The organism is Tenacibaculum sp. SZ-18 (genome assembly GCF_002813915.1).
Classification (GTDB): domain Bacteria; phylum Bacteroidota; class Bacteroidia; order Flavobacteriales; family Flavobacteriaceae; genus Polaribacter.
In genome coordinates this window covers 3,696,496-3,718,267 of sequence record NZ_CP019335.1, presented here as the reverse complement: position 1 = coordinate 3,718,267, position 21,772 = coordinate 3,696,496, and the positions used below count along the sequence as shown (strand labels likewise).

The 21,772-nt window shown below is 32.5% G+C and carries 15 protein-coding genes; 9 read left to right on the top strand and 6 right to left on the bottom strand.

Going from position 1 to position 21,772, the window contains the following annotated elements; genetic code table 11:
• Nucleotides 1–792 precede the first annotated feature (792 nt).
• A complete protein-coding gene (locus BTO06_RS16890; protein WP_100926417.1) occupies nt 793–2,124 on the top strand; it encodes a sensor histidine kinase in 1,332 nt (443 codons plus the stop codon).
• 6 nt (nt 2,125–2,130) lie between these two features.
• Nucleotides 2,131–2,496: a response regulator gene (locus BTO06_RS16885; RefSeq protein ID WP_100926416.1), complete on the top strand. Its 366-nt coding sequence runs from the start codon at nt 2,131–2,133 to the stop codon at nt 2,494–2,496.
• A 60-nt stretch (nt 2,497–2,556) separates the two neighbouring features.
• On the opposite strand, the gene BTO06_RS16880 is transcribed toward BTO06_RS16885, so the two are convergent.
• The 3 genes from BTO06_RS16880 to BTO06_RS16865 all read right to left on the bottom strand — a co-directional run bounded on the left by BTO06_RS16880 (nt 2,557) and on the right by BTO06_RS16865 (nt 11,162).
• On the bottom strand, nt 2,557–4,416 hold the full coding sequence (locus BTO06_RS16880) for an ABC-F family ATP-binding cassette domain-containing protein (RefSeq protein ID WP_100926415.1): 1,860 nt from the start codon (nt 4,414–4,416) through the stop codon (nt 2,557–2,559).
• A gap of 326 nt (nt 4,417–4,742) precedes the next feature.
• The gene (locus BTO06_RS18850) at nt 4,743–7,418 is read right to left on the bottom strand and encodes a GEVED domain-containing protein (RefSeq protein ID WP_232731487.1); all 2,676 of its coding nucleotides are present in this window, start codon (nt 7,416–7,418) and stop codon (nt 4,743–4,745) included.
• Nucleotides 7,419–7,700: 282 nt separating this feature from the next.
• Nucleotides 7,701–11,162 (bottom strand): GEVED domain-containing protein, encoded by a 3,462-nt coding sequence (locus BTO06_RS16865; protein WP_100926414.1) that lies wholly within the window; start codon nt 11,160–11,162, stop codon nt 7,701–7,703.
• A gap of 199 nt (nt 11,163–11,361) precedes the next feature.
• Here BTO06_RS16865 and BTO06_RS16860 point away from each other — a divergent pair, with 199 nt between their 5' ends.
• Genes BTO06_RS16860 through BTO06_RS16835 form a run of 6 tightly spaced genes read left to right on the top strand, consistent with a single transcriptional unit; the run spans nt 11,362 to nt 18,079 of the window.
• Complete coding sequence (locus BTO06_RS16860) at nt 11,362–13,023, top strand: ABC transporter ATP-binding protein (RefSeq protein WP_100926413.1); 1,662 nt, start codon at nt 11,362–11,364, stop codon at nt 13,021–13,023.
• A 60-nt stretch (nt 13,024–13,083) separates the two neighbouring features.
• Nucleotides 13,084–14,100, top strand: a complete 1,017-nt coding sequence (locus BTO06_RS16855) for a sugar nucleotidyltransferase (protein ID WP_100926412.1) — start codon at nt 13,084–13,086, stop codon at nt 14,098–14,100.
• A complete protein-coding gene (locus tag BTO06_RS16850; protein WP_198517103.1) occupies nt 14,039–15,052 on the top strand; it encodes a tetratricopeptide repeat protein in 1,014 nt (337 codons plus the stop codon). The genes BTO06_RS16855 and BTO06_RS16850 overlap by 62 nt, the downstream gene beginning before the upstream one ends.
• Nucleotides 15,053–15,055: 3 nt before the next feature.
• Nucleotides 15,056–15,823 (top strand): DUF4292 domain-containing protein, encoded by a 768-nt coding sequence (locus tag BTO06_RS16845; protein ID WP_100926410.1) that lies wholly within the window; start codon nt 15,056–15,058, stop codon nt 15,821–15,823.
• Entirely contained in the window at nt 15,823–17,031 is a 1,209-nt protein-coding gene (locus BTO06_RS16840; RefSeq protein ID WP_232731486.1) for a murein hydrolase activator EnvC family protein, read from the top strand. The genes BTO06_RS16845 and BTO06_RS16840 overlap by 1 nt, the downstream gene beginning before the upstream one ends.
• 1 nt (nt 17,032) lies before the next feature.
• Complete coding sequence (locus tag BTO06_RS16835; protein WP_100926408.1) at nt 17,033–18,079, top strand: AI-2E family transporter; 1,047 nt, start codon at nt 17,033–17,035, stop codon at nt 18,077–18,079.
• On the opposite strand, the gene BTO06_RS16830 is transcribed toward BTO06_RS16835, so the two are convergent.
• Together BTO06_RS16830 and BTO06_RS16825 are read right to left on the bottom strand one after the other, a co-directional pair.
• The gene (locus BTO06_RS16830) at nt 18,069–18,581 is read right to left on the bottom strand and encodes an acyl-CoA thioesterase (RefSeq protein ID WP_100926407.1); all 513 of its coding nucleotides are present in this window, start codon (nt 18,579–18,581) and stop codon (nt 18,069–18,071) included. The two genes, BTO06_RS16835 and BTO06_RS16830, sit on opposite strands and share 11 nt — an antisense overlap.
• Before the next feature lie 75 nt (nt 18,582–18,656).
• Nucleotides 18,657–19,580 (bottom strand): SPOR domain-containing protein, encoded by a 924-nt coding sequence (locus BTO06_RS16825; protein WP_157811910.1) that lies wholly within the window; start codon nt 19,578–19,580, stop codon nt 18,657–18,659.
• A gap of 97 nt (nt 19,581–19,677) precedes the next feature.
• Here BTO06_RS16825 and dprA point away from each other — a divergent pair, with 97 nt between their 5' ends.
• On the top strand, nt 19,678–20,775 hold the full coding sequence (dprA, locus tag BTO06_RS16820) for a DNA-processing protein DprA (protein ID WP_100926828.1): 1,098 nt from the start codon (nt 19,678–19,680) through the stop codon (nt 20,773–20,775).
• 1 nt (nt 20,776) lies between these two features.
• On the opposite strand, the gene BTO06_RS16815 is transcribed toward dprA, so the two are convergent.
• Complete coding sequence (locus tag BTO06_RS16815) at nt 20,777–21,697, bottom strand: hypothetical protein (protein ID WP_100926405.1); 921 nt, start codon at nt 21,695–21,697, stop codon at nt 20,777–20,779.
• Nucleotides 21,698–21,772 lie beyond the last annotated feature (75 nt).

Below are 21,772 nucleotides of genomic sequence, written 5' to 3'. Positions count from 1 at the left end.
AATTTAGTAAATAAAATGGCTATAAATACCAACCGATTAGTTTCCAACCACAGGATTTCAAAAGAATCAGCCAGTGTCTTTTTTCATCCATTTTCATCGACAACTCAAACCAAATCTCATCTTGAGTTTACAGGTCTTCAATAATTTGTTGGAGCTCTACAAATTTGTCATTAATCGCTTCTAGAGCAATATTATCATTAGTGCCTTGTACTTCTATATCACTTTTCTTCTTTTAAAGTTATTCAATATCAATTATAAAAATTCCACGCTCACACCTCTTAATTTAGTGTAACTTTCCTTTTTGACGTTTTTATTCCCGCTTTATAGTCTCTTTCTTTTCAGCCTTAGTTTCTGAGGTTTTAGAATTTTCATACGCTCAATAAATAAAGAAACTCGAGTTTTATATGAAGACCACATACACGTAAAAACGCTTTTGTTTAACACCTCTAAACTTCTCTATTCTTATACAATAATTAAAAGGTAATGTAGTTAATTCTAGATTCTTTTCCTTTTTTTCGTATCTTGAGAGGAAATAGACTAGGTTACATTAGTATATTCAATTATTAAAATTGCATTTTCAAAAATAAATTCAGATCGACATATAAATGGTATACATATCCTAATAAGCAGCTAGTAGTTGCATATTTAAGATTCACTTTTATTGAGTTCAGAAACTGAAACATAAAATACACTTAGACTCAATAACTCAAAAAAAATAATTGTAATTATCGCTATCAAAGAGGTGCTGTTCCAAATTGTGTTGAAATATTAGATTTTTTAAATTCCAAACGTATGAAAACATTAGAATTCTCAAAACTAAAAAAGCAATTAGAATTAATTAATGACACGGTTTCTGGAGATTTGTATAATCTTGGAGATCTTTTTTTTGAAAAGATTGTATCGAGATTAAATGAAGCTTTGGGAGCTGATTATACATTTATTGGAGAACTTTCTAAAGATCAGTCTACAATTCAAACCATTTCATTGGTTAATAAAAATGGGTTATTAGATAATTTCGTTTACGAATTAAAAGATACTCCATGTGAAAATGTTATAGGTAGAGCAGCCTGTTCATATGCAAAAAATATAACAAAATTATTTCCAAAAGATCAACTCCTCATAGATATGAGTATTGAAGCCTACGTTGGGGTTCCTTTGTACAATTCTAAAAAAGAACCAACGGGAATTTTAGTTTGTTTGTACGAAAATGAAATTGATGATACTTTCGGAATTGAATCGATACTACTAATATTTGCATCAAGAGCAAGTGCAGAGCTGGAGCACTTAAAACTATATGCTACTCTTCAAAATCATAAAAAAATGCTAGAGATTAAGGTTGAAGAACGAACCAAGCTATTAAACTTGAAAAATAATGAACTAGAATTGTCAAATCAAAAATTATCACAAACAATACAAAATTTAAAGACAACTCAGTCAAAATTAATTCAGTCAGAAAAAATGGCTTCTTTAGGAATATTGACTTCTGGAGTTGCTCATGAAATCAATAACCCATTAAACTACATAAAAGGGTCGTATATAGGGCTAATGAACTACTTTAGTTGTTACTCAAGTAATGAAAAAGAAAAAACTGATAATCTTTTAAAAATTCTTAACGAGGGTGTAAAAAGAATATCTAGTATAGTTACAAGTTTAAGTTTGTTTAGTAGAGACAATGATCGCATGGACGAAATTTGTGATATACATGGAGCATTAAATAATAGTTTGACAATGTTAGAGAATAAAATAAAGCATAAAGTTGATATTATTAAAATGTATGCTGCTGAAAAAATACTAATTAAAGGAAATTCAGGTAAGCTTCATCAAGTGTTTTTAAATGTTTTATCTAATGCTCTCGATTCTTTTGACAAAGATGGACAAATAACTATTAATACATACTTAGATAAAAACAGTGTAAATATCGATATTATAGATAATGGTAAAGGAATTGATAAAGAAATACTAAATCGGATTACCGACCCTTTTTTTACAACAAAGCCTCCAGGAAAAGGAACGGGTTTAGGTTTGTCTATTTCTCTTGAAATCATCAAAAAACACATGGGTAAATTCGATATAAATTCCTCACAAAAAGATGGAACCAAAGTATCAATTGTACTACCCTATTAAAAGAAAATGATAAATAAAACTAAAATATTATATGTTGATGATGAAGAAATGAATACACTTTTATTTCAAATAATCTTCTCTGAAAAGTATGACGTTATTCTCGCTTCAAATGGGGATAACGGATTAAAAATACTCGATAAAGAACCGGAAATAGCTGTAGTGATTAGCGATATGAAAATGCCTGGATTAAGTGGAGTAGATTTCATCAAAAAAGCCTATAATTTATTTCCTGAGAAAAGATATTTTATACTCTCAGGAATGGACATCACCTCTGAAATTCAAAATTTATTGAAGAAAAAAATACTTATCAGTTTTCTAAAAAAACCAATTGATTTACAAAAAGTCGAAAAACTGATAGAAAAACACAAGTAAAATATTAATGATTTCCACTTTGAAACTGTTTAAAGACAATAAATATTATCTTGTCTAACTTTACACCTCCATTTTCATCGACAATTCAAACCAACGTTCTTCTTTGGCTTCTAAGTTTTCTATGATTTGTTGAAGCTCTACAGATTTGTCGTTAATGTCTTCAGTAGCAATGCTACCGTTAGCGAATTGCCCTTCTATTTCAGTTTTCTTTTTTTGAAGTTTTTCAATATCAATTTCTAAAATTCCAAACTCACGCTTCTCATTATAGCTTAACTTTCCTTTCTGAGGTGTTTTTTCGCGTTTTAAAGGAGCTGTTTTTTCAATTTTAGGTTCTGGGGTTTTAGAATCTTCATAAGCTCTAAAATCAGAGTAATTTCCAGGAAAGTTCTCCAATACTCCATTTCCCCTAAATACAAACAAAGAATCCACAATTTTATCCATAAAATAACGGTCGTGAGAAACCACCATTAAATTACCAGGATAATCCAACAAAAAGTTTTCTAAAACATTTAGGGTTACCACATCTAAATCGTTGGTGGGCTCATCTAAAATCAAAAAATTCGGGTTTTGTATCAACACCGCGCATAAATACAAACGCTTTTGCTCACCTCCGCTTAACTTTTCAACAAAATCATATTGCTTTTTACGATCAAATAAGAAACGTTCTAGTAATTGCGCCGCAGAAATTCTTCTTCCTTTCGTTAACGGAATTTCTTCCCCAAATTCTTTAATCACCTCAATGACTTTCTGACCTTCTTTTATCTTGATTCCTTTTTGTGTGTAATAGCCAAACTTTACGGTTTCACCAACTACAATTTTTCCCCCATCAACAGGAATTTGTCCTGTTAGTAAATTTAAAAATGATGATTTACCTGTTCCATTTTTACCAATGATACCAATACGCTCTCCTTTTTTAAAAACATATTCGAAACCATCTAAAATAACTTTATCGTCAAAAGATTTTCTCAACTTATGTAACTCTACAATCTTACTTCCCAAACGCTCCATGTTAATTTCTAACTGAACTTCATGTTCTTGTCGGCGCTGATGTGCTTTGGCTTTGATTTCGAAGAAATCATCAATTCTAGATTTTGATTTGGTAGTACGTGCCTTTGGCTGACGACGCATCCAATCCAGTTCTTTTTTATATAAGCTCTTCGCCTTGCTTAAATTAGTCGCTTCTAAAGCTTTTCGTTCTTCTTTATTTTGCAGGTAGTAAGAGTAGTTTCCTTTGTATTTGTATAATTGTCCATTATCTAATTCTATAATTTCATTACACACACGCTCTAAAAAGTAACGATCGTGCGTAACCATAAAAAGGGTGATTTTTTCGCGAGCAAAAAAGGATTCTAACCATTCAATCATTTCTAGATCCAAGTGATTGGTTGGTTCATCAAGAATTAATAAATCTGGTTTGTTAATTAAAATAATTGCCAACGCCAAACGCTTTTTCTGTCCACCAGAAAGTGTTCCCACCTTTTGCTTTAGTTTATCTAATTTTAACTTCGATAGAATTTGTTTGTATTGTGTTTCAAAATCCCATGCATTGTGTTGATCCATTAAATCAAAAGCTGCTTGATATGCTTCTGCATCATCAGGATTTTGCAAGGCATCTTCGTACTTTTGAATAATCGGAAGAATCTTGTTCTCTGTTGCGAAAATAGTTTCTTCAATCGATTTATTCACATCAAAATGGTGTTCTTGAGATAAGTACGCAATATGAATTCCTTTTCTACTTACAATTTGTCCAGAATCTGGAACATCTTTCCCTGCAACAATATTTAAAATAGATGTTTTACCACTGCCATTTTTCGCTACAAAAGCAATCTTTTGATCTTTGTTAATTCCAAAAGATAAGTCTTCAAATAAAACGCGTTCTCCGTAAGCTTTAGAAATATTTTCAACAGTAAGGTAATTCATAATATAATTTTAGCGCATGTAAGCACACAAAGGTAGTGTTTAAGAGCGATATATTTTATTGACATCAACTATTAAAGTGAGTTGAACATTAGGCTGATGATAATCGAAATTTTCATTTCGAACTAGTTTCAATTGAAAATTACAACGAGAACAGCAATTTTGATTAATGAAGAATATAATCCATGATTCTTTTCAGAATTTCACTCGAATTGACATATTTATTATAAATATATATTACTGAGTTATATGGATGGATTCACCAAAAAATTAAAAATCCGAGCAAATTGCTCGGATTTTTAATGTTAATAATAGGGTAAGGACATCTATTATTTCTTCAATAATTTAGTTTTAAATGATTTTTGACCATCATTTACCTCTAAAATGTACATTCCTAATGATAAATTAGAAACGTTAATTGTTCCATTGGTAAGTTCGCCTTGTTGAACTGTTTGTCCGATTGTATTCATAATACTGTATGAAGATATTTCAGCAGCTCTATTAGATAATTTCACATGAACAAAGTTAGTTGTTGGGTTAGGGAATGCTAATAAATCTATCGCAGCTTCATTTCCTAATGCATCAGCACCTGACGACACTAAATCTTGACGAGCCGAGCTTGTAATATTGATTGTATAATCTTCTACTTCTCCATCTCCAAAGTTTTCACAAGCTGTTTGTGCTGCATTGTACTTCATAGATACACGCATTCTCGTATTTCCTAGTACTGCATTTGAAGGTACATTTACTGTAGCAGATAAGTTATTTGCACTAGAAGAAGATCCAGAAACTACTTTTTCACTCTCAGAGAATGTTCCATCTTGATTGAAGTCAATCCAAACTGCCCAATATTCAGTATATGCAGTACTTCTAAATCCAGCACTTACAATCATTGTATTAGAACTTCCTTGAGCCAATGTTCCAACTTGATCCGTAAAATCTCCATATCCTCCATTACGTCCAGTTGCATTTGCTATTCCTCCTAATTCTACATTATCAATCCATTCGTAAGTAACTCTATTTCCACTTGAAGCACAATATGAAACTTGATTACTTAAAGTTGTAAATGTAACTGATCCAGCATTTGATTGGTTTCCTGCAGCATCTTTAGCTCTTACTGAAACTGTGTAAGAAGTATTTGCCAATAACCCTGTTAAGTTCGCTGAAGTTCCAGTTATAGTCCCTAAACTAGTAGAACCTCTAAATACCTCATAACCTGTAACTCCTACATTATCAGAAGAAGCATTCCAACTTACTGTTGCCGTAGTTTGCGTAACGGCCGAAGCTTGTAAATTTGAAGGTTGAGAAGGCGCCTGTGTATCTGGCGCAGCAGCGACAATTACAACTGTATAATCCTCTACTTCTCCGTAAGAGAATGTTTCACATGAAGTAGGCACTCCATTATACTTCATAGATATACGCATTCTTGTTGCTCCTTCAGTTGCTCCAGCAGGAATAGCGAATGATCCAGAAACTGGTGTATTTTGTGTAGCAGATTGCGTCCAAACTGTTTCACCACTATCTGTAAAATCTCCATCTTGATTATAATCAATAAATACTGCATAACCTTCGCTGTAAACAGTACCCGTCCAGATAGGTGTAATTGTAATACTTGCAGAGGCTGACTTTTCTAAAGAGGTAGACTGCGAAGTAAAATCGGAATATCCATTTCCGTTTCCAGAAGTATTGTTAATTGATCCAATAGCAACTCTTCCAATATATTCATCGTTTACATTATTACCTTTTGAATCACAGTAATTTAACTGTACTTCAGTAGTTGTAAAATTAACTGTTGAACTATACGAAGAGTTCCCTGAAGAACACTTACTTCTTACTTGTACTTGGTATTGTGTTGAAGCAGATAAACCCGATAAGGTAATTGATGTTCCAGAAACAGCATTTACAGTCCAAGAACTAGTTCCTACGGGACGGAATCTTACATCAAAAGTAGCTCCAGAAACATCATTCCAAGAAACAGTAGCTTCCGAAGATGAAACTCCTGATACATTAACTCCAGTTGGTGTAGTTGCATTACATACTGCTGGAGAGAACTTATCAGATAAAGCTAAACTTCTTCTAACTCCTCCAGCTTCTAAAACAGCTCTCATTCTATTTTTTTGTCCCACTGTATATAAATTCATACAGGAATCATCAGAATAATCCATAAAGTTCTCAACCATATCTTCGGAACCACATGACACATGTCCTGTCGCACACCCATAGTTTGGTGCATCAGAAGTAGGTGTATCAGAAACAAAATCGTCAACAGAACATCCACCATCACCCCAAATGTGACGTAAATTCAAAAAGTGTCCAACCTCGTGGGTAGTCGTTCTACCTTTATCAAAAGGAGCTGATAAATAAAAACCAGAACCTTTGTCTGAACTTCCAAAATATTGTGGACTCATAACCACTCCATCTGTTGCAGCACTACCACCAGGAAATTGTGCGTATCCTAAAATTCCTCCTCCAATATTACAAACCCACATGTTTAAATATTCAGAAGTGTCCCAAGGACTTACACCTCCTTGTGCAGTACTTTTCATTGCATCGTTAGTTCCCCAAGAAGTTCTAGTAGAAGCTTTTCTTGTTATACCAGAACTAGGATTTCCGTTTGGATCAATAGCTGCTAATGCAAACTCAATTTGAGTATCTGCTGCTTGAGACCATTTGTTATTTGCATCGGAATTAGTTCTTCTGAAGTCTTCATTTAGTACATCAATTTGAGATTGAATTTGCGCAACACTAATGTTCTCTTGTGCATTACTATAGATTACATGTACAACTACAGGTATCTTAATAATTTCGCCATCTACCTTTTTTTGAAGGTTTTGCATTTGTAAAAGTTTATTCTGAGTAAACTTTTCAATTTCCATCATTTTTTGTTTGATGGCAGGGTTTTTTTGTTGTCTAAATTCTAAATTATTCATGGAGTGACAGTTTCTCTTTTGTTGAGAAAAAAGTGCACCCGCAATGAAAAGAAATAATAAAGTAATTTTCTTCATTCTTTGAAGGGTTTTAATGGTTTTCGTTAAACTATTTGATTTACCACAACTTATTAGGGCTCTTATTGAAGAATTTATAGAAGGGGTAATCAAGGTGTCCAAATATACTTCAACGTTCACATAGTTTATATTTTTTGTTAAATTTTTGTATAGATTGTAAGTTTATGTTAAATTTTATGTAAAAATATCGTTATGGATTGCAAAAAAAATACAATTTAAAAATGCAAAAACCCGAGCAAAAGCTCGGGTTTTATTCTTGGTTTAAGTAAAATTGAAGGGTTTCTATCTTTTAACCAATTTAGTATTAAATAATTTTTGTCCGTCATTAACTTCTAGGATATACATACCTAAGCCAAGTTTCGAAACATTAATTCTATCATTTGTTAATTCTCCAGATTGAACAGTTTGCCCAATTGAATTTAAAATTCTATATGAAGCTAATCCAACATTTCTGTTGCTAGACTTCACTTGAATAATATCTCTTGCTGGGTTTGGATAAGCAGTAAACGTAGTTGCTACTTCATTACCCAGAGCATCAGCATTTGTGCTATTAAACGTAGTAAATAAACTGTTTGAAGAAGATGTAATATTAATAGTATAATCCTCTACTTCTCCATCTCCGAAGTTTTCACAAGCAGTTTGAGCGCTGTTATACTTCATAGAAACACGCATTCTGGTTTGACCTAAAACAGCATTAGAAGGTACATTCACAGTAGCCGATAGGTTATTCGCACTAGAAGACGAACCTGAAACTACCTTTTCACTATCAGCAAATGTTCCATCTTGATTAAAGTCAATCCATACTGCCCAATATTCTGTATATGAAGATCCACTAAATCCAGCACTTACAATCATAGTATTTGTGCTTCCTTGTGCTAAGTTCCCAACTAAATTTGTAAAGTCAGAATATCCACTTCCTGCACCTGTTGCATTTGAAATTCCTCCTAATTCTACGTTATCAATCCACTCATATGATGTTCTATTTCCACTAGAAGTACAATACGTTGGAGCTGGATTAACAGTAGAGAACGTAACAGAACCTGCATTAGAAACATTTCCTGCAGCATCTTGAGCCCTTACAGAAAAAGTGTAAGAAGTACCAGATGCTAAACCTGTTAAATTAGCAGAAGTTCCAGTAACTGTTCCTATACTTGAAGACCCTTGGAATATTTCGTAACCTGTTACTCCAACATTATCAGTAGAAGCATTCCAGCTTAAAGTGGCAGTAGTTTGTGAAATATTTGAGGCTTGAACATTAGATGGCGTAGATGGTGCTTGTGTATCTGATCCTGCATCAACAGCCGTGATTTCTATATCATCAATAGCAACATCACTTCTCCAGCTATTACCTGTAGTACCGACTAATCTTAACTTGATTGTTGATCCTACATAACTATTTAAATTAACAGAAACCGAATTCCATTGGTTTCCTTGGTTTCCTGATTGAGTCCAAATATTTGTCCAAGTTGATCCATCGTTAGTAGAAATTTGAGCTGTTAAAGATCCCATATTTGTACCATACATGTGGTTTTTAAATGCAAAAGTAGCCTCAGACTTTCCAGATAAATCGAAACATCCACTTTCTAATATTGCAGTAGCGTTGTTTCCTATTTGTCCTGGACTATTATTAGTCGAAGCTTCTAAGAACATGTAGAAAGATCCATCTGCTCCTGAACTTGGTCCAGTAGTTGAAGAAGGTGTTCCTCCACTATCTCTTACCCAATCTCCATCATCTCCTGAAACTTGAGTCCATCCATCATTACTTTCAAAACTTTCAGCATATGGTAATGACTCACATGGTGTTGGTGCAACAGTTGTGAATGTTGTCGTAGTACTGTAAGATGAGTTTGTTCCATTAGGACATTTACTACGGACTTGCACTTGATATTGAGTTCCAGCAGTTAAACCAGACAAAGAAGTAGATGTTCCAGTCACCGCATTTACAGTCCATGAACCTCCAACTGGACGGTGTCTAACGTCATAAGTAGTTCCAGCGACAGCTGACCAGTTTACAGTAGCTCCTGTTTGAGAAAGACCCGTTACACCAACTCCTGTTGGAGTAGTTGCATTACAAACTGCAGGAGTTCCTGTAACACCTGTTACAATTAAAGAAAAAGCTTGACTTCCTCCAACTAATGTTCCTTTGTTAGTTACAGTAATTGTGTAAGTTCCTGATGCTCCATTTACATCTACTCTTTCATACGGATCAACATTATTATCTCTTAAAGCACTAGATGTTGGTCCTGTTAATTCATATGGTAAATATGTTGTATTTCCTTTTGTTACTCTGATATCTAAATCGTTGACTAATACCGGTGTGGTAGAGTTAACCGTTGTATTTGCGGTACCTGGTCTATCTGTCCATGAAATAGAAGCTAATAATGGACTTGTTCCATCAGAATCCACAGTAATAGTATATGTTTGTCCACTTGTTAATGTTAGCTGCTCAATCTTAGAACCATTACCATTTGCTGTAATAGCTTCAGCAGCTCTTTTAGTATTTAAAAGACCCCATCCAAAAACTGCGTCCGGACCAGCAGCACCTGCATCATCTGCTGTATGAAGTGCTAAACCTTTTAATGTTGCAGCTCTCATTAAACTACCACCATTTAAATTTCCATAGTGTTGTTGTAGTAATAATAATGAACCTGTAACGTTCGGAGAAGCCATTGACGTTCCTGTTATTGAATTATAGGCGCTGTCATTATTATCATAAGTTGAATAAACTCCTGTACCATTTCCAGTAATATCTGGCTTAATACGCATATCATCAGTAGGACCTTCACTACTTGAACTATTTATTGAAACAGAAACTAAGTTTCCATTTGCGTCAATATTAGCATCCTGAGCATTTGCTACTACTAAGTTGTTCTTAGAAGTTGAATGTCCAGTTAATTTATCCCATCCCGATCCTCCTGTTGGATTTTGATTTGCTGAGTTATCGTTACCGTCATTACCAGCAGCAACAACCATTAAATAGTTTGGAGCATTAAATAAGATTTCATCCCAATCACGAGACTCTTCAATATATCCACCAAAAAAATGCTGTGGTAATTGAACTTGTCCAAATTGGTTTCTAAAAGCATAACCGTAAGAGTGATTTGAAAGAATCATTCCGTTTCCAGTTTCTGTAGTAGCTTCGGATTTATCGTTATTCCAATCAGCAGTTCTTGCCTTAGCGTGCGGCGCCATACCTTTTGCATCTGCAACAACACCCGAAGCAACAATTGTTCCCGTAACATGCTGGGCATGAAAACTGTTCCCGTTTAGCGTAGAACCGTCAATTGTAGAAACACGATTGTTTCCTCCTGCACCATCAAATTCTTGGTGAGTGTTACGTGTTCCTCCACCGTCCCAAACATTGGCGGTCATTCCTTGTCCCATTAAATTTAAACCTAACGAACCTCCTGAATGTAAGTGATCTGTTCTTGTGGATCTTGCAGCATCAACGTTAAATGTAGTATAATATATTGGTTTTCCATTAACTACACGTTGTAATTCCATAAAAGTTCCGTCTTCCTTTTTGATGGTAGTCTTCCATCCTTTTTGTTGAGCAATTCTCATTGCTTCCTTTTTTTGAAGATTTTCCTTGTTTTGTAGATTCTTTTGAATTGTTTGAAGCTTTACCAAATCGTATTCACTACGAATTTTCTGGATTTGCTCCTCACTTTGTGCAAATGCATTACTAGCAAAAACTAGCATACCAGCAGAAAGCAGTAACTTTGCAGTGTACTTGTTTCTCATTTTTGAAGGGTTATTTTGAGTTAAATAAAACTTAAAGTAGATTCACATTAAAAAATGTTAAAACAAACCTTAAAATTTTGTTAATAGTGCGCCAAATATAATTTTTTTTTACTTAAATCAAAATGTTTGTTTGATTTCATACAAATTTTTACAACAACCAATATCTTTGTTGAATAAAATGTAACCTTAAAGTTAAATAATGCTAATTCTCAAAGATTTTTCAGTTTCCATTAAAAATAAACCTATTCTTAAAAAAATAAATTTCACAATTAAGAATAATAGTATTCTTGGTTTAGTGGGAGAAAGCGGAAGCGGAAAATCGATTATGTCCTTGAGTATAATGGGGTTACTTTCAGGAGATAATATCCATTTTAAAGGAACTATTTCTTTTCAAAATAATAATATTCTAAACTTTGGTGAAGCTGATTTCCTAAAAATTCGGGGAAACGAAATATCTTTGATTTTTCAAGAACCCATGACTTCATTAAACCCAAGCTTGACTTGCGGTTATCAACTTTTTGAAGTCTTTAAAAACCATACTAAACTAGGCAAAACAGAAATTGAAGCAGAGATCATTTCGCTTTTTGAACAAGTGAAACTTCCCAGACCCAAAGACATATACAAATCATATCCTCATCAAATAAGTGGCGGACAAAAACAACGTGTAATGATTGCCATGGCTCTAGCTTTAAAACCTCAACTTTTAATAGCTGATGAACCGACTACAGCTCTTGATGTTACCGTTCAAAAAGAAATTATTTCTCTTTTAAAAACACTGCAAAAAGAAACTCAAATGAGTATTCTTTTTATCTCTCACGATTTAAACTTGATTCGAGAAATTGCCGACGAAGTTGTTGTTCTTAAAAAAGGAAAAATAATAGAATATAATTCCTCCGAAGAAATTTTCAAAGACCCACAAAAAGATTACACGAAAGCACTTATAAATTCCAAACCAAATTCAGATAATCGTCTAAAAAAATTACCAACAGTAGAAGACTTTTTAAACGATTCTATTGATTTAACCATTAAAAGTTTTGAAGATAGAGCTAGATATCATAAAGAAATTTACGGTAAGCCTCCACTAATCGAAATAAAGAATTTACACAAAGAATTTATTTCAAATTCTTTTTTATTTAAAAAACCCGCTTCCGTAAAAGCTGTTAATAATGTCTCTTTTTCCATTTATGAAGGAGAAACATTAGGTTTAGTAGGAGAATCTGGTTGTGGAAAAACAACTTTAGGAAGAACTATTTTACAACTTGAAAAAGCAACTTCAGGATCTGTTTATTACAAGGGAAGAGATATTACGACTCTTAAAAGGAGAAGTTTAAAAAAGCTGAGAAAAGAAATTCAAATTATTTTTCAGGATCCGTTTTCTTCATTGAATCCTAGGATTCCTGTTGGAGAAGCTATTATTGAACCGATGAAAGTTCACAATATACTGACTTCATACAAAGAGAGAAAAAATTATGTTATTGAAGTTCTTAAAAAAGTAGGTTTGGAAGAAGAGCATTTCAACAGATTTCCTCACGAATTTTCAGGAGGACAAAGACAACGAATTGGAATTGCAAGAACAATAGCGCTACAACCTAAATTTATTATTTGTGACGAATCCGTCTCTGCATTAGATGTTTCGGTTCAAGCTCAAGTTTTAAATTTATTAAATGATTTGAAGAAAGATTTCGGTTTTACCTACCTTTTTATTTCTCACGATTTATCGGTAGTTAAGTATATGTCTGACAATGTCATAGTAATGAACAAAGGAGAAATTACAGAAATTGGTGAAGCCGACGAACTATACAAAAACCCTAAAAATGAATATACCAAAACCTTAATAGATGCAGTACCAAAAGAAGTTTAAAATTTATTTTACCCTAATTAAGTAGTATATTGCATCACTGAAAAACAAAAGAAAGAATTAATGAAGATTATTGTTCCAATGGCAGGTATTGGTTCTCGCTTGAGACCTCACACTTTAACAACGCCAAAACCTTTAACCGTAATTGCTGGAAAAACCATTGTTCAACGACTAGTTGAAGACATCAGTAAAGTAATTGATCAAAAAATTGAAGAGATTGCTTTTGTTATCGGTCCAGCAAAAAAAGGTTTCCCATCTGACACGAAAGATAAACTTATCAAAATTGCCAAAGGGTTAGGTGCAAAAGGATCTGTTTATGTTCAGGAGGAAGCTCTAGGAACTGCTCACGCAATTTACTGTGCGAAAGACTCATTAAGTGGGCCTTGCGTTGTAGCGTATGCAGACACCTTATTTAAAGCTGATTTCACTCTCGACGCGAATGCTGACGGAGCTATTTGGGTAAAACAAGTTGAAGACCCAAGTGCTTTTGGTGTTGTAAAATTAGAAGATGGTTTCATCACTGATTTTATAGAAAAACCAAAACATTTTGTTTCTGATTTAGCAATCATCGGAATTTATTATTTTAAAGATGGAGATAAAGTAAAAGAAGAAATACAATATTTAATTGATAACGACTTGAAAGAAAATAATGAGTATCAATTAACAAATGTTTTAGAGTCTTTAAAAAAACAAGGTGCTAAATTTATACCAGGAAAAGTAAATGCCTGGATGGATTGTGGAAAGAAGGACCCAACCGTTGATACTAATAAACAAGTTTTAACTTTTGAAGAAGCTGATGGGAATAACTTAGTTTCCAAAGATGCTGTTCTAGAAAATTCAGAAATCATTCAGCCATGTTACATTGGAAAAAATGTCGTTCTCAAGAATGCTAAAATTGGTCCTTATGTTTCAATTGGAGAAAATAGTGTAGTAGAAAATGCTACTATTACCAACTCTTTAATTCAAACTAATGTTCAAATTAGTAATGCTAATTTCGACAATGCCATGATTGGTAATTATGCAAAATATAACGGAGAGTTTACATCAATTAGCATCGGTGATTATACAGAACTTATATAATACACAACAAAACAATACATTAAACACCAATATTTTACGTTGGTGTTTATTGATTTTTTTTATTTCTCAATTCTCATTCGCTCAAGACAGTATTGTTTTAGATGCCAGTGTCAGCGAGAAAAAAATGTTGAAATTCGAAGAGTTTTTCTTTGAAGCAATAACGGAAAAAGCAATAAACAATTATCAGAAAGCTATTGATTATTTAGAAGAATGTAACACAATTCTTCCAAACAATAAAGCAGTACTTTTTGAATTATCAAAAAATTATTATTATCTCAATAAAACTCCAGAAGCTCTAATCTATGGAGAAGAGGCTCTTTCTCAAGAGAAAGATAATCTTTGGATATTAGAGCACATTGTTGCTATTCATAAAAAAAACAGAAACTTCCCTGATGCTATTAAAACTCAAAAAATAATAGCTAAAAAATTTCCAAAGAAAAAACGTGCTCTTGTTTTTCTTCATCTACAAAACAATGACAGGCAATCAGCAATTCGCCTTTTAGATGAACTTGCTGAGGCTAAAATGTTAGATTCACGTCTTCGTGCTATCAAAAGAAGTATGTTTCCAATGGCAAAAACCAGAAAGCTAGAAGCAATAACTCAAAATACAAAAAAAGAAAATTTAAAGACTCTCTTTAAAAAAAACAAGTCCTTTCAAGTTTTAACAAAATTGCTAGATTCATTAGATAAGGAAAATGATGCCTCGTTATTAATTTATAGTGAACAAGGACTGTCTTTGTTCCCTGCACAACCTATTGTGTACTTAATGAACGGAAAAGCGTTAAATAAAAACAAACAATTTAAAAAAGCAGTTGAAAGTCTGCAAAATGGTATTGATTTTGTAATTGATGATAAAGCATTAACAAATCGTTTTTATAATGAACTAATTAAAGCCTACCAAGGGCTTGGTGATTCTAAAAACGTGAACAAATATCAAAAAAAACGTAAATAATACATGAAATTATATCGTTATCTTTTAGTTGGATTACTTGCTTTTGGTTCTTGTAAATCTTCTCGAAATGTTGTGAAATCAACTAGTGAAGTTGCTAAAATGTCATCAAGAAAAATTATTCGAAAGCACAACAACTTAAACTTTCCTAAAACGGTTGATGCAAAGCTAAAAGTAAACTATAAAGATGCCAATGAAAACCTTGGATTTTCAGTTAAAATGAAAATGATAAAAGATGAAGTTATTTGGTTGAAAGGAACCAAACTTATTACTGTTTTTAAAGCTAAGATAACTCCAGAAAAAGTCAGTTTTTATTCTCCTTATAAGAGAAACTATTTTGAAGGAGATTTTTCTATGTTAAAAAAACTATTGGGTGTAGATATTAATTTCACTCAATTACAAAATATGCTCTTAGGTCAAGCGATTTACAACCTTAAAAAAAACAAACAAGAAGTTGAAATTATTGATCAATCTTATAAATTGTATCCTAAGAATCAAACTTTGCTTTTTGATATTTTCTACCATATTAGTCCAAAGCATTTTAAGTTGACAAAGCAATATGTTTTAAACCCACTTAAAAACCAACGATTAGATGTTTTATATCCTAATTATATAGAAAAGAATAACGTTTTCTTCCCTGAAAAGATTCAAATTAGAGCAACAGAAAAAAATAAATTCACTAATATTGATTTAAACTTACGTTCAATTGAGTTTAATAAGAATTTAGAAATGCCGTTTAAGATACCTTTGGGTTATAAAGAAATAGAACTATAGTGAAACGTTTTTTTTACATATTATTTTTAAGTTTTCTTTTTATTGGAACTTCATTACAAGGGCAATCCAGAAAAGAACTCGAAAATCGCCGTAAAAAGCTCAACAAGGAGATTAAAAAAATCAACACGTTACTTTCTGAAACGAATAAAGAAAAAACAGATGCCTTAGATGACTTAAAAGATTTAAGTCAGAAAATAACTGTTCGTGAACGTTTAATTGAAACAATTGAACTGGAATCAGAAGAACTTTCGAAGGAAATTAAACAGAACGAAAAGAAAATTGAAAAAAATAATTTAGAGCTTGCTAAGTTAAAAACTGACTATGGAGCTATGGTCTTTAAGTCTTATAAGAGTAAGTCACAACAGAGTAAAACTATGTTTTTACTTTCTTCTGAAAACTTCTTACAAGCCTACAAACGAATCAAATATATTGAGCAATATAAAAATTTCCGCAAAAAACAAGGCCAACGTGTTATTACTAAAACTGAGGAAATTAAGAGGCTAAACGATTCACTTACGAAAAAGAAAAATCAGAAGAAGGTTTTACTTAATACAGAAAAAAACCAGAAAAAAAAGATTGAAAACGAGAAAGAAGAGCAAGAAACACTTGTTACTAAAATAAAAACTCAAGAAAGCAAGTACAAAAAACAACTTCAAAAGAAAATTAGAGAGGAAAAAGCGGTAGCGAAAAAAATTGATAAAGCCATTAGAGCTGCTATTGCAAAAGCGAATAAAGGAAAAAAAGGTAAGGCTAAAAAAGGCGAATTCTTACTAAGTAAAGCCGAGAAAGCATTGAAAGCAAATTTCGAACAGAATAAAGGATATTTACCTTGGCCTTTAGATGGTGTTATTACACGTAAATTCGGTGTTCAACCACATCCGACTTTTAGATCAATTACAATTAATAGTACTGGACTTCATATCCGTGGAAAAAAAGGAGATACTGCTAAAAGTATCTTCAATGGGAAAATTTTAACAATTACAAAATCAGAAAAAGGAACTAAAACGGTAATGATTCAACACGGTGATTATATTACTACTTATTCGAACCTAAGAGAAATATATGTAAAAAAAGGACAAGCTGTAAAAACTGGAGACGCTGTAGGTAAAGTTTTTACCGATAAAATTACAGGAAAAACAGATCTGGTTTTTGTACTTTTCAAAAATAGAAATAGATTAAACCCTTCTGATTGGATTAGAGCCAACTAAAATGAACAAAGCTTCAAACTTTATAATTGTAACTACAGCAATCATTGCTATTTTAGTTATTGGAAAAGGGATTTTAATACCCTTCATTTTTGCTGTGATATTTTGGTTTTTCACAAGAGAAATTCGAAAATCCATTTATAAAATTCCTTTTGCAAAAAAGTTTATACCTAAATGGTTAAGTAACGTAATTGTGTTTACGTTAATCATTTTAGCTTTTGGTTTTGTTTCTGAAATTATTACCAACAGTGTTACAAACGTTACCAATTCTTACGACAAATACGAACCCAATATTCAAAAAATTATTACCGATTTAGGTAATTATTTAAATGTTGATATTTTAACTTCAATAAAATCTGTAATTGGCGATTTCGATTATGGTTCTGTATTAGGTGATATTGCTAATGGAGTTAGTGGATTGTTAGGTGATACTTTTATGATTATCATTTATGCCCTTTTCTTGTTTTTAGAAGAGAAAAGTTTCGTTAAAAAGTTATTTATGATCTTAACGAATGGTAACAATTACCAAAGTGTGAAAGGGATGCTCGATAAAATCGAAGATTCTATTTCTAACTACATTCGACTAAAAACTTACGTTAGTTTATTAACAGGAATATTAAGTTATTTTGTATTACTTTTTGTTGGAATTGATAGTGCTCCTTTTTGGGCGTTTTTAATATTCTTACTGAATTATATTCCTACCATTGGTTCATTAGTTGGAACTGTTTTTCCAGCAATATTCAGTTTACTACAATTTGGTGAGTTTACACCATTTTTAATAATTGTAATTGCTGTTGGTGCAATTCAAGTAGTTGTAGGAAATATTTTAGAACCAAGACTCTTCGGTAAGTCTTTAAACTTAAGTCCGTTAGTTACTATACTTTCCTTGGCTGTTTGGGGGAAAATTTGGGGAATTACCGGAATGGTTTTATCTGTACCAATCACGGTAATAATGATTATCGTATTTTCCCAATTTGAAAAAACACGATCCATTGCTATTATGTTATCTGAAAACGGAGAAATAGATAAGATAAGCCGTTCTAATCCATAAATAAAGCCTTAAGTTCTGTAGCTTCATTTGGTTTCATTTTACCCGCTAAAACCAAGCTTAATTGTTTTCTACGAAGTGCACCGTCATATCTTAATTTTTCTAAATCGGTTTCTGGTTCAATTTGAGCAATCGGCACAGGCTTTCCTGTTTCATCTACAGCTACGAATGTATAGATACCTTCGTTAACTTTAGTTTTCTCACCAGATTGACGATCTTCAATCCAAACATCAACAAAAACCTCCATTGATGATCTGAAAGCTCTAGATACTTTTGCTTCAAGAGTCACAACACTTCCTACAGGAACTGATTTAGTAAATGCAACATGATTCACAGAAGCTGTTACAACAATTCTTCTCGAATGTCTTCTTGCCGCAATACTACATGCACGATCCATTCTTGCCAGTAACTCTCCCCCAAAAAGATTATCTAAATAGTTTGTTTCTCCAGGTAAAACTAAATCGGTAAGTATAGTTAATGATTCTCTTGGATGCTTTGCTCTCATCTTTAAAATTTTCCGCAAAGATATAGAAAGCTCCTTGAAAGAACTAAAAACTAGAGGTAATTAAAAGTGGAAACATTAGTCTTCTTGTACCAAAATCCAAGCATCAGCAGAAATTTTAGTTCTGATTTCTTCAATAACTTCGTCCGCAGCTTCTTTAGTAGCAAAACTTCCAACAGAAACTTGTGTAAGCCCCCATTGATTTTTACCTAAAATTTCAGCTTCGTAACCTTTGTTCTTTAATTCATTAATCTTTTTATGAGCGTTTTTCTCTAACTGAAAAGCACCAGCAATAATATGAACTTGGTTATTTTCTTTGGCAACATTCAAACTAACTGTTGGAAGTTGGTCGTCAATAATAAATGTTGCTTTTTGTATTTTTTGTTCAATAGCGTCTTGCTCTTTCGCTAATTCTTCTAAACTAATGTTTTCGTTGTATTTGTTTACTCCTAGAATACCCGCCACTAGTATGGCCGCACCTGCTGCATATTTTAAGAAATTACGAGATTCTACGACTTTATGTGGTTCATTTTCTTTAACCTCAACCTTAGGAGTTAACACTTTTGTTTTCGTGTCAACTAAAATAGGAACTTCAACTTTTTCAACATCTGAAACCGGTGTCAAACCGAATGAATTTAGATCAAAATTTACCTCACCACTTGGTTCAAAGTTTAACTGGTTTTCGGTATTTGTTGTAATGGTTCCAATTCCATCAATCATTAAAGATTGAGTTTGTAGATGCTTCTTCCATTCAGAAACAACCTTAGCTACTTTGTCATTGGCTTGGTTAAAGGTAATCTTTTCAATAGCTGCTACATGATTCACAAATAAACCATCATTATGATTTAATTGTGCATTAAATGATATTCTTTTTGAAGGAGGGTAAATTTTACTACCTTCAATCGTTGCTCCAATTTTGTTAGCAATAAAACCTCCAAAACCTGGAACTATCACACAATCATAACGATATAATAAATCTTGTATATAGCTTTTCAATGTCATAACTACAAAGTTAATTTTTTTGGTCGGTTTTTCCAAAAAAGCAAGTCTATAAATATCTCAGAAAAATTGTACTTTTGCTATGCTATTAAAAGAGAACATGCTAGAAGAAGAATTATTTGCAGTACTTCGACTGCAAGCTACACCGAACATTGGTGTTATTATTGCTAAAAAATTAATCCGACATATTGGATCAGCTCAACAAATATTTAAAGAACGAAATTCGAGTTTATTAAAAATTGACGGAATTGGTGAATTCGTTATTAAACAGCTTCAAAAAACATCATTTTTAAATCGGGTAGAAGAGGAATTAAAATACATTGTTGATGGAAAAATTAATTTCAGTTATTTTCTAGAATCATCGTATCCAACAAGATTACAACACTGTGTTGATGGACCTTTACTATTATTTCATGACGGAAAAATTAATTGGGATCAGGAAAAAATTATTTCAATTGTCGGAACTCGAAATCTAACCAATTATGGTCGTTCATTTTGTAATGATCTTATTGCTCAATTGGCTTCTCATCATCCAATTATTGTAAGCGGATATGCATATGGAACAGATATTTGCGCTCACAAAGCTGCTTTTGAAAACAAATTACAAACACTTGCTGTTTTAGCTCATGGGTTGGATGATATATATCCGAAAACTCACAAAAAATATATGAGAGATGTAATGAACAATGGTGGTTTTATTACCGAATTCTGGCATCATGAAAAACCAATGCGAGAAAATTTTTTGAAACGCAATCGTATTGTTGCTGGAATATCACAAGCAACTATTATAATTGAATCTGCAGAAAAAGGAGGCTCATTGGTTACAGCAGATATTGCTAATTCCTATAATCGCGATGTATTTGCTTTACCTGGAAGGTTTGATGATGTTTACAGCAAAGGCTGCAACAATCTTATAAAAAACAACCAAGCTCATTTACTCAGTTCAGCTGATGATATTATTGCAATGTTAAACTGGGATATTCCAAAGAAATCAGCTCCAAAACAAACCTCGCTTTTTATTGACTTGTCACTCGAAGAACAAAAGGTTTATGATTATTTGCAACATAACGGAAAGGAATTGCTAGATGTCATTGCATTGGACTGTGAAATTCCTGTTTACAAATTATCATCATTACTAATTCAAATGGAACTGAAAGGAGCAGTTAAAACATTACCTGGTAAAATGTTCGAAGTTTAACTTACTCAATCATCAAATTTATCGGTAAATTATACTTGACTTTTACTGGTCTCTTATCATTTTCTCCAGGAATAAATTGAGGAAGTTTCTTCAATATTAATTGTATTTTTTCTCTTAATTTTGGATGAGGAGCTCTCACTTTTATTTCTTCAACATTACCTACATTACCTATTACAATTTGAATGAATATTTTCCTTTTCCCAGTAGCTAATCCAAGATTTTGATACGACTCGTTATGAAAGTTTTTAACTACATATTCCTTCATCGTTCTTTCAAAGTTTTCTGTCCAAGATTCATTTTCTCTTTTTACTACACCTTTGAATCTCGGAACTTTATCAATAAGTGAAAAATAATGAGGTTCGTCATATTCTTCAAGAACTGGCTCACCTGTGAGTTCAACTACAATTCCCGTAGTTTTAGGTGGTGGAGGTAGTGCTCCCAAAACTGTTATAGTGCTATCATTTTCTGGTACTTTTATACTCTTTTCATTCTTCTTTATAGTTGATTCCTTTTGTATAATTGAGAACAAACTGTCTATGGTTTTTTCCGATGTTTCCATAGAATCTTTCAGAATTATTTTCTCAATTTTCTGAGTTTTACCTTCCGTTTTACAGCTCAACAAACTGGTTCCCATTACCACTAAAATCAATAAAACAAACATCTTTTGAAATGAAAATTCTCTCTCAAAAATGGTACTCGGTAATTCAATAACAATACTATCTAATTGCCTTTTATAAAAATGTCCGCATACTCGTTTTCCTTGATTATGTTGCAAGTACTCCTGAATTTGTTTTGGAGATTTCTTAGTAAAATCAATCACTGTTTTTGAACAAGAATTACAAAAACGTCCTTTCTCAACTGAAGTCATTTGGTTCCAGTTTTCATGACACGGTTCAGGAATGGTAATTTTATAGTTTTTCATAGTAGTGTAGTTTCGCATACTCGAAACAAATTCTATTCCAAAAATCTTCGTTTAATTGCTTACATTTGAAAAAAG